This window comes from Rhodococcus sp. BH5 (assembly GCF_027583855.1).
GTDB lineage: Bacteria > Actinomycetota > Actinomycetes > Mycobacteriales > Mycobacteriaceae > Rhodococcus_F > Rhodococcus_F qingshengii.
In genome coordinates, this window is sequence record NZ_JAJHVW010000001.1 from 655,826 (window position 1) to 670,683 (window position 14,858).

12 protein-coding genes are annotated in these 14,858 nt (G+C 62.4%); 1 reads left to right on the forward strand and 11 read right to left on the reverse strand.

Going from position 1 to position 14,858, the window contains the following annotated elements; all coding sequences use genetic code 11:
• Positions 1 to 14: 14 nt before the first annotated feature.
• The 11 genes from RhoBH5_RS02925 to RhoBH5_RS02975 form a co-directional block, all read right to left on the reverse strand.
• The gene (locus RhoBH5_RS02925; RefSeq protein WP_030535602.1) at positions 15 to 917 is read right to left on the reverse strand and encodes a NifU family protein; all 903 of its coding nucleotides are present in this window, start codon (positions 915 to 917) and stop codon (positions 15 to 17) included.
• Positions 918 to 920: 3 nt separating this feature from the next.
• A complete protein-coding gene (locus RhoBH5_RS02930) occupies positions 921 to 2,714 on the reverse strand; it encodes a nickel-dependent hydrogenase large subunit (protein WP_007735075.1) in 1,794 nt (597 codons plus the stop codon).
• Between the two features lie 54 nt (positions 2,715 to 2,768).
• Positions 2,769 to 3,884: a hydrogenase expression protein HypE gene (locus RhoBH5_RS02935; RefSeq protein WP_042922651.1), complete on the reverse strand. Its 1,116-nt coding sequence runs from the start codon at positions 3,882 to 3,884 to the stop codon at positions 2,769 to 2,771.
• Positions 3,885 to 4,048: 164 nt separating this feature from the next.
• Positions 4,049 to 4,861 carry a hydrogenase nickel incorporation protein HypB gene (gene hypB, locus RhoBH5_RS02940; RefSeq protein WP_270007930.1) on the reverse strand — a complete coding sequence of 271 codons (813 nt, stop codon included), beginning with the start codon at positions 4,859 to 4,861 and terminating at the stop codon, positions 4,049 to 4,051.
• A 2-nt stretch (positions 4,862 to 4,863) separates the two neighbouring features.
• Positions 4,864 to 5,193, reverse strand: a complete 330-nt coding sequence (gene hypA, locus RhoBH5_RS02945) for a hydrogenase maturation nickel metallochaperone HypA (RefSeq protein ID WP_073512368.1) — start codon at positions 5,191 to 5,193, stop codon at positions 4,864 to 4,866.
• A gap of 160 nt (positions 5,194 to 5,353) precedes the next feature.
• Entirely contained in the window at positions 5,354 to 7,048 is a 1,695-nt protein-coding gene (locus RhoBH5_RS02950; RefSeq protein ID WP_162113613.1) for a cutinase family protein, read from the reverse strand.
• A 181-nt stretch (positions 7,049 to 7,229) separates the two neighbouring features.
• Entirely contained in the window at positions 7,230 to 8,342 is a 1,113-nt protein-coding gene (locus RhoBH5_RS02955) for an alcohol dehydrogenase catalytic domain-containing protein (RefSeq protein WP_270008060.1), read from the reverse strand.
• 28 nt (positions 8,343 to 8,370) lie between these two features.
• A complete protein-coding gene (locus RhoBH5_RS02960; RefSeq protein WP_270007931.1) occupies positions 8,371 to 9,729 on the reverse strand; it encodes a M16 family metallopeptidase in 1,359 nt (452 codons plus the stop codon).
• A 127-nt stretch (positions 9,730 to 9,856) separates the two neighbouring features.
• The gene (locus RhoBH5_RS02965; protein ID WP_270007932.1) at positions 9,857 to 12,127 is read right to left on the reverse strand and encodes a polyribonucleotide nucleotidyltransferase; all 2,271 of its coding nucleotides are present in this window, start codon (positions 12,125 to 12,127) and stop codon (positions 9,857 to 9,859) included.
• A 452-nt stretch (positions 12,128 to 12,579) separates the two neighbouring features.
• On the reverse strand, positions 12,580 to 12,849 hold the full coding sequence (gene rpsO, locus RhoBH5_RS02970; RefSeq protein ID WP_007735061.1) for a 30S ribosomal protein S15: 270 nt from the start codon (positions 12,847 to 12,849) through the stop codon (positions 12,580 to 12,582).
• A 158-nt stretch (positions 12,850 to 13,007) separates the two neighbouring features.
• The gene (locus RhoBH5_RS02975; protein ID WP_003942148.1) at positions 13,008 to 13,988 is read right to left on the reverse strand and encodes a bifunctional riboflavin kinase/FAD synthetase; all 981 of its coding nucleotides are present in this window, start codon (positions 13,986 to 13,988) and stop codon (positions 13,008 to 13,010) included.
• Positions 13,989 to 14,105: 117 nt separating this feature from the next.
• On the opposite strand from RhoBH5_RS02975, the gene RhoBH5_RS02980 reads away from it, so the two are divergent.
• Positions 14,106 to 14,852 carry a metal-dependent transcriptional regulator gene (locus RhoBH5_RS02980; protein ID WP_003942116.1) on the forward strand — a complete coding sequence of 249 codons (747 nt, stop codon included), beginning with the start codon at positions 14,106 to 14,108 and terminating at the stop codon, positions 14,850 to 14,852.
• The last annotated feature ends 6 nt before the right edge of the window (positions 14,853 to 14,858 follow it).

The following is a 14,858-nucleotide window of genomic DNA, read 5'->3' on the forward strand; positions in this document are numbered from 1 at the left end:
GGCTGCGTTCACGGCTAGGTCACCGGTATCACAGACTCGTCAGCAAGCGCGACCGAGAGCACTCCGTCGCGAATCAGCACCGGCACAGGCGCCAGGTGCTCGGAGCCGGTGCCCACCCGCGCTCCCGCCCCGTACACACTGAAGTGGGCAGAGCACGTCGGACAGGTGAGGACAGCGGCGTCTCGGGCAGGACGGCCCATCATGCGTTCGAGCACGGCCCCCGCCATCGAGTGCTCACACACCGGGCAATGGTCGCGATACGCGTACAGATCGTCACCGGAGCGGCAGACCAACAGATCGGTGCCCGACACGCGGAAGCCCGCGACCTCTCCCACCTCGACTTCGGCGAATTCGGGGACCTCCACCCAGTGCGTACCTCCCCCGTCGGCGTGAACGTGCGAGAACAGGGACTCGACCGAAATCACACCCGACTTCAGCTCGTGCGAATCCGGTGTTTCGACGTCGATTCCGGTGGTCTCGGGTGCCGCCGCCTGCACCGCGTCCTGGACCGCGGTTTCGAGGGTCACCGAGGACGAAGGGCAACTGTTACAGCTTCCGAGAAGCCGTAGTCGCACCACGCCGTCCGCCACCTCGATCAGTTCGACGTCGCCTCCGTGCGAACCGAGGTACGGACGCACGCTGTCGAGCGCAGTGCGGACGCGGGTCTCCACGTCGTGCGGGTGAAGTCCGTGCACCAGTAGCAGGCTGGACACCAGATCGTCGCGAACCATCGCATCCATCGTGGCCGGATCTGCCAGAGCGACGGTGCGTTCGAGTGCTGCGCCGTACAACTGCACGACCTCACGCACCAGTTGCTCGGCGCGATCTCTCGCCACCGGGCCTGCGCCGGCGTTGGCCTGCAACAACGTCTCGATGCGCTCACCTGCTCCGCGCCAGTAGTCGGCCGATTGCTCCATCGATCACTCCCCGGTCACGGACTGCGTCGGAGAGTGCAACTTCTCCAGGGTCTTGCCACCGCCGAGATACATGTGAACACCACACGGCAGGCAGGGATCGAAACTACGCACGGTCCGCATGATGTCGATGCCCTTGAAGTGGTCTCGATCGTTCTCCTCGAAGATCGGCTGACCCTGCACGGCATCCTCGTACGGACCCGGGGTTCCGTAGCTGTCGCGCGGGCTCGCATTCCACGGTGTCGGTGGGTACGGGTGATAGTTCGCGATTTTTCCGTCACGAATCACCATGTGGTGTGAGAGAACTCCGCGGACGGCTTCGGTGAATCCGCAACCGATACCCTCGTCCGGGACCTCGAACGACTCCCACGTCTTGGTCCGGCCGGCCCGGATCTCGACAAGCGCCTTCTCGGCGAAATGAAGGGCAGCCGCGGCTGCGTATGCCTGGAAATACGTTCGCGCGCGGTTTCTTTCGAGGGTATTGCTGCCATGTTCGGGAATCTTCCACTCGAGCGAGACAGGACCCTTCAGTGCTGTTTTCGGAAGATTGATCTTCACACTGTGTCCGGTCGACTCCAGGTATCCGATGTCGACCAGGCCGGCCAGAGCGGTGCTCCACAGACGAGCCAATGCTCCCCCGCCCGTGTCCAGAGCAAGGTTGTCTTTTCCGTCGAACCATCGCGGTGACATGACCCAGCTGTACTTGTCCTCGAGGTTCCGCTTCTGCGGGTGGGGGTTGGTGTGCTGATTCCACGGGTGCCTGCGATCGACCGGGTTACCCAGCGGATCGGTTTTGACGAACATCTCCTGATCACTCCAGTCCTCGTAATACGAGGAGCCCAGCATGATTCGGATACCGAGGTTGATGTCCACCAGATCCGTGGTGACCAACTTTCCGTCGACAACCACACCGGGAGTGACAAACATCTTCCGGCCCCAGTCGGTCATGTCCTTGTAGGAGAAATTGCAGTACTCGGGGTCTTGGAACGATCCCCAACAACCCAGCAGGGTCCGCCGCAGGCCAACCTTTTCGTAACCAGGCATCGCCTGGTAGAAGAAGTCGAACAGGTCGTCGTGCATCGGCACGACCTTCTTCATGAATTCGACGTACCGCATCAGCCGCGACATGTAGTCCGTCATCAGTTCGATCGTCGCGACGGTGCCGACGCCGCCGGGATAGAGCGTCGACGGGTGAACGTGCCTGCCCTCCATCAAGCAGAACATTTCGCGAGTCGAACGCGAGACTTGCAACGCTTCGCGATAGAACTCACCCGTGAACGGATTGAGAGTCCGCATGATGTCCGCGATCGTGCGATACCCGTGCTGCTCCTCGTGCGGGCAGCGCGTGTTCTCTGCCTGCGCCAGCACACCGGGATTCGTCTCGGAGACCATCTTCTCGCAGTAGTCGACGGCGACAAGATTCTCTTGAAAGATGTTGTGGTCGAACATGTACTCGGCGGCCTCGCCGAGATTGACGATCCACTCGCCCAGATGCGGCGGCTTGACGCCGTACGCCATGTTCTGTGCGTAGCACGAGCATGTGGCGTGATTGTCACCGCAGATGCCGCAGATACGACTGGTGATGAAATGCGCGTCGCGCGGGTCCTTCCCCTTCATGAACAGGGAATACCCGCGAAAGATCGACGACGTGCTGTGGCACTCCACCACTTCGCGATTGGCGAAGTCGATCTTGGTGTAGATGCCCAGACTGCCGACGATTCGGGTGATGGGGTCCCACGCCATCTCGACAAGACCGTCGCGGTCCGCAGTCGAGGTGGGTTCGGGAACGATGGCCGTCATTGCAGTGCCTCCCAGAGACGTTGCTCACGAACTGATTTGAATGTATCCGGTCGGTCACCACGTACGCGTCGCACCGGTGAGTAATTTCGACCCGCGCTCGCGCCAGTGCGGTTCCTTGTCCAACGTGTTTCCGGTGATCCGGCGGAGACTGTGGATCACGGACCCGTACATTCCCACCGCATTGGTGGAGAGTTTGCCGCCAGGTGGTTCATCCATGAACGGCATGAACTTGTCGGGGAATCCCGGCATCGTGCACCCGATGCAGATCCCGCCGACATTAGGACACCCGCCGACTCCGTTGATCCAACCACGTTTGGGGACATTGCATTTCACGACCGGTCCCCAACATCCGAGTTTGACGATGCACTTCGGTGACCCGTACTCCGTCGCGAACTCACCCTGCTCGTAGTACCCACCACGGTCACAGCCCTCGTGTACGGTGGCACCGAAAAGCCACTGCGGGCGCAGGGATTCGTCCAAGGGAATCATCGGCGCCTGATCAGTGGCCATGTACAGAAGGTAGGTCAGGGTCTCGGAGAGGTTGTCCGGCTGAATGGGACACCCGGGAACGCAGACGATCGGGATGCCCGCCTTCGATTTCCAGGTCCACCCGAGATAGTCCGGCACGCCCATCGCACCGGTCGGATTGCCGGCCATCGCATGTATGCCGCCGTAGGTCGCGCACGTACCGACCGCAACTACCGCAGTGGCTTTCGGTGCCAGCTTGTCGAGCCATTCGCTCGTGGTGACCGGTTGGCCGGTTTCGCGATTGTTCCCGAAGCCGCACCAATACCCCTCGTCGTGAAGTTTCTCGTTCGGTATCGATCCTTCGACGACAAGAACAAAGGGTTCCAGTTCTCCGCGGTCGGCTTTCCAAAACCACTCCAGGAAATCGTCAGCGCCACCCTGCGGTCCGCATTCGAAGTCGATGAGCGGCCAATGAACCGCTACCTGCGGCAGGCCGGGCAAGGCGCCGAGCGCGATCTCCTCGATACTGGGTTGCGTGGCTGCAGTGAGCGCCACCGAATCTCCGTCGCAACTGAGACCGGCATTGATCCACAGCACGTGGATCAGAGTTTCTTCCGCTTTGGCCGCTGCGCTTGCGGGGGTAGCTGCGCTTTCGGAGGCAGGTTCCGCCGTGGTGCCAGCAGTCGATTTTTGTGTGTCCATGTCAGCCGCTTTCACGGGTGCACTTGCGCCTGATTCTCGGCGCCGCCACCGGCCTGACACGATGTGGCCTCGAATTGCCGCGGCACCGAAACGCTGACGCCACCGGAGTCGAACCTCGGCCCACTTGCGTGGCACCCACTCATTTCATTAACTACCCGAGCAGATCAGTTGTCAACGGCCACCGGAGAAATCGCCGAACGACTACCGATCCACTCGTACCACTCGTCCATGCCCTCACCTGTCGTGGTAGACAAAACAGCAACGCGCACAGCAGGATTGAGTATTCTCGCCTGCTCGACGCAGGCATCGACGTCGAACTCGACGTACGGGAGCAAGTCGATCTTGTTGATCACCACGAGGTCCGCGACAGCGAAGATGTGTGGGTACTTTTTCGGCTTGTCTGCCCCCTCCGGCGTCGAAATTAGGACAACCTTGCCTTCCTCGCCGAGGTCGAAGAGCGCGGGGCACACCAGGTTTCCGACGTTTTCGATCAGAAGCAGCGATTCTTCAGCGGGATCCAAGGCGCGCAGTGCGCGGTCGATCATCGCGGCATCGAGGTGACATCCGGCCCCGGTATTCACCTGCACCACCGACGCGCCGGTCTCTCGGATCCGCTCGGCGTCGAGCCGGGTTTCCTGGTCACCTTCGATCACGGCTATCGGTCGCTGACATCCGAGCTCCCGGATAGTTCGCGCCAGCAACGTTGTCTTCCCCGCGCCGGGGGAACTCATGATGTTGAGCGCCGTGATTCGGCGGCTCCGCATCCACTCACGATTGTGAACCGCAATGCCGTCGTTCTTGGCGAGCACCTGTTGCTCGAGAATCACGGTGTGGTCGGGGTGGCCGTGCTCATGGTCATGCTCGTGACCGTGCCCATGACCGTGCCCATGATCGTCGTGTTCCTGCTCGTGTTCTCCGTCTGCGACTACCGACACCCGAGGTCCTGTGGTGTCCCCGCACCCACACGTCTCGCACATGCTCAGCTCACTTCCATCGACAGGATCCGTAACTCTCGGCCGGCAAGCACCTCGACATCAGCACTGCCGCATTCACACAGCAAGAACATGTCGGGCGGCGAGAACATCACGCCGCAGCTTTTGCATCGCGCGCTGGTTGCAATCTCATCGATGTGCAAGCTGGCACCTTCGGCGTGAGTACCCGCGGTGACGACGTCGAAGCAGAACAGCAGAGAGTGTGGAACCACCGCGCAGAGTTGCCCTACTTCAAGCCGCACGCTCGATACTCGTCGCTCGCCGGCACGCTCACACACGGCTTCGACCACACTCTGCGCAATGGACAGCTCGTGCACGGTGAAACCCACGATTCGTGATCCGGAAACCTCCCTTCCACGATAAGCACCAACGGTCGCTGTGCGTAACCCGTACACGAAAACAGGCTGCGATCCGCAACTAATTGCGGATCGCAGCCTGTGACAGCGTTATTCGTGTGACGAACGCCGGCGAGAAGGATTACGGGTTCGGAACCGGCACCTTCGTCGCCGTGGTCGTCGACGTCACTGTCGTAGTCGGGGACGCCGTCGTTGCATCCGTTCCCGCTACCGGTGTGGTCGGAACTGTCGACGTCGGCGTCACTGCCGCCGAACCCGTCGGAGTGGCAACCGCTCCCGATGTGACCGACGCCGATCCTGCCGCAGGCACCTGTGACGTGGTTGCGGGCGCTCCAGCAGATCCCGTGGAGCCAGTGGTCCCGGCCGGTGCCTGACCGGTTCCGGTGCCTTCAGCCACCGCGGCGTCGCCCTCAGCATTGCCGTCAGCCATGTAGGCATCGACAGCAGCACTGATCTGTTCCGGGGTCGGCTTCGCAGTTGTGTCGACGGGCTTTCCTTCCTTCGCCTGCTGGGCGAGGTAGGTGAGCCAGGCCGCTGCGTACTCAGCTGAAGTCAACGGCTTGCCGTTGGCCGCATCCGCATCTCGCCAGTAATCGAAGTGGTGTCCGACGTCTGGAGCGAGTGTCTGCTGGTAGGGGTCGCTCAAGATCACGGGAATCGTGTTCTGGTTGGTAGCAATCAGACCGACAATCTCCTTGAAAAGCTTCTGCGGCAGATATGCCAGCGGAGACACCTTGTCGGTGGACACCGTCTCGCCCTCGGCTACCGGCGCCGGCGCGGGTGTTTTTCCGGGCTTGTACTCCGGATCCGAGACCTTGAGCATCACCTGAAGGAATGTCTCGTCACTCTGCATCCAGTTGGGATTGGACGAAATGTCTGCGAACGCCTCGAAGACGATCTGGCCGAACACCACCGCGACGTCCTGACCGGTGGCCGGGTTCAGACCCTGCGCTTCGAGTTGGTCGATGTTCAACTGCCGACCGACATTTGCCGCCAAGATCAACAGAGAGATGTTGCTGGGAGCCGAGCAGGTGAAGTCACCGTCCGAGCAGAAGGACGCGACCTTGCCGTTCAGCTTGCCGAAACCTCCGGCAGTGCCGGGGAGTACACCTTCGCCAGGTGTCGCGGAGGTGCCGTTCTGGTACTTCGTATTGAAGTTATCCGGGTTCGTGAACGGATTCGTGGCACCGAGGAACGTGCCGTCGCCCGCTTCACGGCCTGCATCCGCCAGCATGACCACACCGACAACCTTGTCCGGGTCGACCCCGAACTCGTTGTTCTCCTGCGTACCGATGTCCATCGCGACGCGACGCACCACATCGGCGCCTTCGCTGTACCCGACGATCGAGAACTGAGTCTTCGGGCATTCCTTGGCGATGGCACTCATCACGGACTGCGTATTTGCAGCGCCGGCAGCGACGGCATCCTCGTAGGACGCCATGTTGGCCGGGTACGCGATGTACACAGCCGCGTACGAGCCGGGCTTGTTCGCGTTGACGGAGCCTGCCGGGTTGATCACCTGGTCGACGCGTTCACTCTTGTAGTCACCGGACAGGGCGGCCGGCAGCGGCTTCCCGTCGGCTCCCAGCAACATCTTCACCGTCGAAGCGTCCGGTGTGTCGTGTCGACCGGCAACCGCGATGCTGACCATGTCGTGACACTCGGTGACCGACGACGTCAATTGTGTCTCGATCGTGCGTGACTCCGGAGAGTCCACAGCGACCGCAACCGCGACCAGTGCGGCCACGCCGAGCGCTGCGGGCGCTACTGCACCCGCCAGTATTCGATGTCGCGAAAAGAACCCACGAACCGGCATATCTTCTCCCCAATCAACTTTTGGAAAACGTACGACCGACCCCCGGGGCGTCACGCAACGTCATTCGAGTAGTCGTCCAGTACGAGAGGAGCGTTACAACGGGTAACGATTTTCCGTGGCGACTCGGGAGGGAATCGGGAGCGCAAACGCCTCATTTCCGCTGCATAACACCGACGTGCACCTACTCCGCGTCGAAGATAATGACCTGTCGGATTGCTTTTCCGTCGGCGAGTTCGTCCATACCCGAATTGATGTCGGCCAATTCGATTCGCGAGGAAATGAGCTTCTCGACCGGCAGCTTCCCGTCGCGCCACAACTGCGCGTAGATCGGGATGTCGCGGGACGGGACCGCAGATCCCAGGTAGCTGCCGATAATGGTCCGCGCTTCGGCGACCAGTCCGAGAGGTGAGATCGACGAGCGCGCGTCAGGCGCCGGCAACCCGACCGTGACGGTCGTGCCACCCGCTGCCGTCGCAGCCACCGCTGTCTCGAAGGCCCGAGCATTTCCCGCGGCCTCGACGACGATGTCTGCGCGAACGCCACTCTCGGACAGGCCGGACGGTGTGAAGACCTCGGTCGCGCCCAGTTCCAGCGCCTGAGCCAGCTTGGATTCCAGTGCGTCGACACCGACGACGTTCTCGACCCCGAGTGCCCTCGCCGTCAGGATTGCGGCCATCCCGACGCCACCCAAGCCGACCACCATCACGGTGTCTGCCGGGCGAGGCTTCGCCGCGTTGAGGAGCGCTCCCCCACCGGTCAACACCGCACAACCGAGTACGGCTGCAATTTCGGCCGGGATGTCGTCGTCGACGGGAACAACCGACTTGGCGTTGACCACAGCATGCGTCGCGAAACCCGAAACACCGAGATGATGTTTGACGTTCTCGCCGGAGCGCCGCAGTCGATGCGCGCCACCGAGCAAACTGCCGTCGTTGTTGGCAGCGCTACCCACCGTGCAAGGCATCCGGCCGTCAGTGGCGCATCCCGCACATTCACCGCACCGTGGAAGAAAAGTCATCACGACGCGGGTGCCCACCGACAACGAATCAACTCCGTCGCCGAGTTCGATGATTCGACCTGCCGCCTCATGGCCCAACAACATCGGCACGGGTCGTACCCGATTGCCGTCGACCACGGAGAGGTCGGAGTGACAAAGCCCGGCAGCTTCGATCTTGACCAGGATCTCACCCGGGCCCGGGGATTCGAGGTCGAGTTCCGAAATCGAAATCGGAGTCGACTCTGCGAAGGGACGCTTCCGGCCGATCTCTTCGAGCACTGCACCACGGATCTTCAACTGCACACCCCGATTTCGATAGTTCGAACTACTTGCCCACGATCCCGCGTACCGACGCGGGGAGGTCACGAACCCGCTTGTACGGACCCACGACGGCGGCTGCAAACGGCCTCGTCAAGAGCACCTGCGCCACCTCGAGCACCTCTTCGGAGGTGACTGCGTCGATGGTCGCGAGCGTCTGCGCAACACTGCGTTGGTTGCCGTAGTTCAGTTCGCTGCGACCGATACGGTTCATGCGTGAGCCTGAATCTTCCAGTGCCAGAACCAATCCGCCGCGCAGCGATCCCTTGGCGCGGGCGATCTCGGCATCGGTGATTCCGTCCGTCGCCACGTTCGCGAGTACCTCGCGGATAACCGTGGCAACCTCCCCGAGGTTCTCCGGCTGGCAACCTGCATACACGGAGAACGCTCCGGTGTCCGCGAAGGTGTCGACGCCGGAATAGACGGAGTACGCAAGCCCGCGCTTCTCCCGAATCTCTTGGAACAGACGAGAACTCAGCCCACCGCCCACTGCGGCGTTGAGCACCGACAGCGCCCAGCGATGGCCCTCGTGCCGGCCGAACGCGCGTACCCCGAGCGCAAGGTGGACCTGCTCGCTGTCGCGGTGGGTCAAGCTCAGTTCAGGCATCGTTCGCAACCGCAGAGTGCCTTCGCGCCGCGGCGCCGGCTTGACCCCGCGCTCGAGATGTCCGGCAAATGCACGGCGAGCGAGCGTCACAACCTGCTTGTGGTCGACGTTTCCCGCTACGGCCAGCACCATCCGCTGCGGTGTGTAACGCCGAACATGGAAGGAATGCAACTGATTGCGCGACATCGACTCGATCGATTCGACGCTACCGATGATCGGACGGCCGACAGGATGATCGCCGAACAACGCGGTCAGGAACGCGTCGCCGAGCAAGTCTTCCGGATCGTCGTCACGCATCGCGATCTCTTCGAGCACTACTTGCCGCTCGACATCGACGTCCGCGGTTCTGCAACGCCCTCGCAGCACGACGTCGGCGACAAGGTCAACCGCCATCGGAAGGTCGTCGTCGATCACGTGCGCGTAGAAACAGGTGTATTCCTTCGACGTGAATGCATTGAGTTCGCCGCCCACACCATCCATGACCTGCGCGATGTCCAACGCCGTCCGTGACGGCGTCGACTTGAACAGCAGGTGCTCGAGAAAATGCGCGGCACCGGCCACACTCGGCTGCTCGTCGCGCGAGCCGACTCCGACCCACACACCGACGGAGGCGGAACGCACACCGGGAATGAACTCGGTGACGACGCGCAGGCCGCCGGGAAGGACCGTGCGCTGTACTCCGGATTCGGGAGTCGCATCGATCGGCGATTTCAGCACAGCGCTGCGGCTGCGCGTGGTGTTGGGAGTGGTCTTTGCCATGAAAAGGTTCAGCAGTCCTCGGTGCAAGTGGTCAATCAGGTATCTACAGGCTCTGTGTCTACAGACAGTACAGATGCGGCCCCGCACGGAAATCCGCGCGGGGCCGCATCAGAGTACGAAGTGAGATCTACTCGGAAGCAGCCTCGTCGGCGGCCGGAGCGGCAGCCTCGTCGTTGCCCTCTTCGACCGGGATCAGCGAGATCTTGCCACGTGCATCGATGTCGGTGATCTCGACGCGGATCTTGGATCCGACGTTGACCACGTCTTCGACCTTGGCAATGCGCTTACCGCTGCCCAGCTTCGAGATGTGCACCAGTCCGTCGCGTCCCGGCAGGAGCGAAACGAAGGCACCGAAGGCGGTGGTCTTGACGACCGTGCCCAGGAACCGCTCGCCGACCTTGGGGAGCTGCGGGTTGGCAATGGCGTTGATCATGTCGATCGCGGCCTGTGCAGACGGTCCATCGGTGGCGCCGACGAACACGGTGCCGTCGTCTTCGATGGAGATGTTGGCACCGGTCTGCTCGGTGATGGAGTTGATCATCTTGCCCTTGGGGCCGATGACCTCACCGATCTTGTCGACGGGGACCTTGATGGCCGTCACGCGGGGAGCGAACGGGCTCATCTCGTCCGGGGTGTCGATGGCTTCCGCCATGACCTCGAGGATCGTGGTCCGTGCGTCCTTGGCCTGCGAGAGTGCACCGGCGAGGACCTGCGACGGGATGCCGTCGAGCTTCGTGTCCAGCTGCAGGGCCGTGACGAAGTCCTTGGTACCTGCGACCTTGAAGTCCATGTCGCCGAAGGCGTCTTCGGCGCCGAGGATGTCGGTCAGCGCGACGTAGCGGGTTTCGCCGTCGACCTGGTCGGAAACCAGACCCATGGCGATACCGGCAACCGGAGCGCGAAGCGGCACACCGGCGTTGAGCAGTGCGAGCGTGGACGCGCACACCGAGCCCATCGAGGTGGAACCGTTGGAGCTCAGGGCCTCGGAGACCTGGCGAATCGCGTAAGGGAACTCTTCGACGCTGGGCAGAACCGGCATGAGAGCGCGCTCGGCGAGTGCACCGTGACCGATTTCGCGACGCTTCGGCGAACCGACGCGGCCCGTCTCACCGGTGGAGTACGGCGGGAAGTTGTAATGATGCATGTAGCGCTTGGTGGTCTCGGGACCGAGCGAGTCGACCTGCTGAGCCATCTTCACCATGTCGAGAGTGGTGACACCCAGGATCTGGGTCTCGCCGCGCTCGAACAGTGCGGAGCCGTGTGCGCGCGGGATGATCGCGACCTCGGCGGACAGCGAACGGATGTCCGTGACGCCGCGGCCGTCGATGCGGAACTGATCGCGCAGGATGCGCTGGCGAACCAGCTTCTTGGTGAGCGAGCGGAACGCTGCTCCCAGTTCCTTCTCGCGGCCTTCGAAGTTGGGTGCAACCTGCTCGAGAACCTCGACCTTGACCTCGTCGGTCTTGTCGTCGCGTTCCTGCTTGCCGGCGATTGTCAGTGCGGCATTGAGCTTTTCGGACGCAGCAGCCTCGACGGCAGCAAAAACGTCGTCCTGGTACGCCGGGAAGACCGGGTAGTCACCCGTGGGCTTTGCAGCCTTGGATGCAAGTGCTGCCTGTGCAGCGCACAGGCGTGCGATGAACGGCTTGGCGGCCTCGAGGCCCTCGGCGACAATGGCCTCGGTCGGTGCCTGAGCGCCGTCGGCGATCTTCGCGATGACGTTGTCGGTGGCCTCGGCCTCGACCATCATGATCGCGACGTCGGCGTTGTCACCGCTACCGGAAACGACGCGGCCGGCGACGACCATGTCGAAGACGGCGTTCTCGAGCTGATCGACCGTCGGGAATGCAACCCACTGGCCGGTCTTGTTCTCGTCCGAGACGATGAGTGCAACGCGCACGCCACCGACGGGTCCGGAGAACGGCAGGCCGGCGATCTGCGTCGACGCGGAAGCGGCGTTGATGGCCACGACGTCGTACAGATCCTGGGGGTTGAGGCTCATGACCGTGACGACGACCTGGATCTCGTTACGGAGACCGTCGACGAAGGACGGGCGCAGCGGCCGGTCGATGAGGCGGCAGGTCAGGATCGCGTCGGTGGAGGGGCGTCCCTCACGACGGAAGAACGAACCGGGGATGCGGCCCGCTGCGTACATGCGCTCTTCGACGTCCACCGTCAGGGGGAAGAAGTCGAAGTGCTCCTTGGGGTGCTTGCTGGCGCTCGTGGCGGACAGCAGCATGGTCTCGTCGTCCAGGTAAGCAACGACGGCGCCGGCGGCCTGCTGAGCAAGGCGTCCGGTCTCGAAACGGATGGTGCGGGTACCGAAGGACCCGTTGTCGATCACGGCGGTGGATTCGAACACGCCTTCGTCGACCTCTACTACGGAATTCTCTGTCATTCTTTTCTCTTCACTTCCCTCTCGTCTTCGCCGTACCCGCGCGGGCGTTTCCACCCTCCTGGTGGAAACTGCGCACCGAGGGACGTCCCCCTCTTGAATTGCAGACGCTCCTTGCGATGCGAGCGATTTCTGCTTCGGGACGTCACGACGTTCGGGCGGCCGTCGATCGAAGTCCGCCGGAGCTTTCGGGCACTTGCCCGGTCCGGAGAACCACTACCGACAACCGACACCACGTTCTCTGGTGCATACGGTGTGCTGGCTGCGCACTGCACAACTGCGCATAAACAACTGCGCCTGGACAACTGTGCATAGCGCCGACAGCGGAAACTGCCTTGCGGCAGCTAACGCCGAAAGCCAGCGAAGCCCAGTATATGCGTGGCTTCGCCGGCTGACGGAGTGTTCGGCAAACCGAAGCATGCCGTGTTGCTTTCGATCAGCGTCGTGAGAAAAATCTAGCGACGCAGGCCGAGACGCTCGATGAGCGTGCGGTAGCGAGCGACGTCGGTCTTTGCCACGTACTTCAGCAGACGACGACGGCGACCGACCATCAAGAGCAGTCCACGACGCGAGTGGTGGTCATGCTTGTGGGTCTTGAGGTGCTCGGTGAGATCGGTGATGCGCTTGGTGAGCATTGCCACCTGAGCTTCAGGCGATCCCGTGTCGGTCTCGTGCAAGCCGTACTCGCCGAGAACGGCCTTCTTTTCTTCCGTGGTCAATGCCACTTGATTCACTCCTGTGATGACGTTTGCGTGAAAGGAACTAGATCGGGCGCGGCCACCGCAAACCGCAGCACGCACCGAGAGAAGATCCTACCAGCAGCAATGAGGCGCTCTCGCCCACCTGGAGCGAATGTGGCGGCCGCCACTGACACAGGAGGAACTCAACCGACGCTGCGCTCTGCATCCTCACTCAGAATCCGGCGTGCGCGTTCGACATCTCGGTTCATTGCCGTGATGAGCGACTCGATCGAGTCGAACTTCTCCATACCGCGAATCCGCGAAACCAGGTCGACCGCGACGTGTTGTCCGTACAGGTCTGCTTCGGTGTCGAGAACGTATGCCTCGACGGTTCGGGTCCGGCCGGAGAAGGTCGGATTGGTACCCACAGACACCGCGGCTTGGTATCGGCGACCGGGAACGACGGTTCCGAGTTCCTCGCCGGCACCGAGCACCGTGAACCACGCCGCGTACACGCCGTCGGCCGGAATCGCCGAAAACATCGGCGGTGCAACGTTGGCCGTCGGGAACCCCAACTCGCGTCCACGCTTGTCACCGTGGACGACCACACCTTCGACACGATGTGGACGGCCCAGAGCTTCGGTAGCCGCTTCCATGTCGCCTGCGTCGACGCACGAGCGGATGTAGGTCGACGAGAACGTCACCGCATGCTCGGCGAGCAGCTGGACGCCGTCGACGGCAAAGCCGAAGCGAGCGCCCATTTCACGAAGAAGATCGACATTGCCGAGCGCCTTCTTGCCGAAGGTGAAGTTGTCCCCCACCACGACCTCGGCGACATGTAGACGTTCGACGAGAATCTCGTGGACGTAGCGCTCCGGCGTCAGCTTCATGAAATCAGCGGTGAACGGCATCACGCAGAACACGTCGATGCCCAGATCCTGAGCCAATTCCGCACGCCGTTGCAGCGTCGTCAACTGGGCTGGATGACTACCCGGCCGCACAACCTCCATGGGATGCGGGTCGAACGTCATCAACACGCTCGGAACACCACGTTTGCGGGCAGCGGTAACCGCTCTCGCTATCAATTGGGCATGCCCACGATGCACACCGTCGAACACACCGATAGTGAGCACACAACGACCCCAATCGGCCGGAACTTCGTCGAGACCACGCCATCTCAGCACGATTGGCAGCCTACGGGTCCACCGGCGGCGGGTCACGTTCGGACCCGCCCAGCGAATCACCGCTGTGCTGCCGCTCACGTACGGAAGTTCCGGATTTCGTAGCCTAAGCTAAGCGTTGTGGCAGCTCACAAGACCGGAACCTCGGAAGCATCATCGACGTCGGATGGCGACAGCACTTCGGCGCAGGACGCGGCAATCGACACGCTCGCACTCTCGTCGGTGGCCCAGGACTACCTCAAGGTCATCTGGACGATCCAGGAGTGGTCCCACGAGCGGGTTTCCACCAAGCTCCTGTCCGAGAAAATGAGCGTCTCGGCCTCGACGGTGTCCGAGGCGATCCGCAAACTCTCGGACCAGGGCCTGGTCGATCACGCCCGCTACGGATCCATCGCCCTGACCGACAGCGGCCGCGCCGCCGCCGTCTCCATGGTCCGGCGCCACCGGTTGATCGAGACCTATCTGGTTCAGGAACTCGGATACGGCTGGGACGAAGTCCACGACGAGGCCGAAGTCCTCGAACACGCCGTTTCCGATCTGATGATCTCGCGGATGGACGCCAAACTGGGCTTCCCCGAACGTGACCCGCACGGTGATCCCATTCCCGCCACCGACGGTTCGGTGCCGACTCCCCCGGCCCGCCAGCTCAGCGACTTCGCCAACGGTGAGCGGGGCCGCGTTGCCCGGATCTCCGATTCCGATCCCGAAATGCTCCGGTACTTCGATTCCGTCGGCGTCAGTCTCGATGTCGAGATCACCGTCGAGGAGCGCCGCGATTTCGCCGGGACAGTGTCCGTTCGACTCGGCGACAGCCCCAACACCATCGACTTGGGAAGTCCAGTCGCTCAAGCAATTTGGCTCGTCTAGCCGAGG

Bases quoted from the DNA above. Each gene is read 5' to 3' on its own strand.
- RhoBH5_RS02925 (WP_030535602.1), bottom strand. From the start codon at position 917: ATGGAGCAATCGGCCGACTACTGGCGCGGAGCAGGTGAGCGCATCGAG.
- RhoBH5_RS02930 (WP_007735075.1), bottom strand. From the start codon at position 2,714: ATGACGGCCATCGTTCCCGAACCCACCTCGACTGCGGACCGCGACGGT.
- RhoBH5_RS02935 (WP_042922651.1), bottom strand. From the start codon at position 3,884: ATGGACACACAAAAATCGACTGCTGGCACCACGGCGGAACCTGCCTCC.
- hypB (WP_270007930.1), bottom strand. From the start codon at position 4,861: ATGTGCGAGACGTGTGGGTGCGGGGACACCACAGGACCTCGGGTGTCG.
- RhoBH5_RS02950 (WP_162113613.1), bottom strand. From the start codon at position 7,048: ATGCCGGTTCGTGGGTTCTTTTCGCGACATCGAATACTGGCGGGTGCA.
- RhoBH5_RS02960 (WP_270007931.1), bottom strand. From the start codon at position 9,729: ATGGCAAAGACCACTCCCAACACCACGCGCAGCCGCAGCGCTGTGCTG.
- RhoBH5_RS02965 (WP_270007932.1), bottom strand. From the start codon at position 12,127: ATGACAGAGAATTCCGTAGTAGAGGTCGACGAAGGCGTGTTCGAATCC.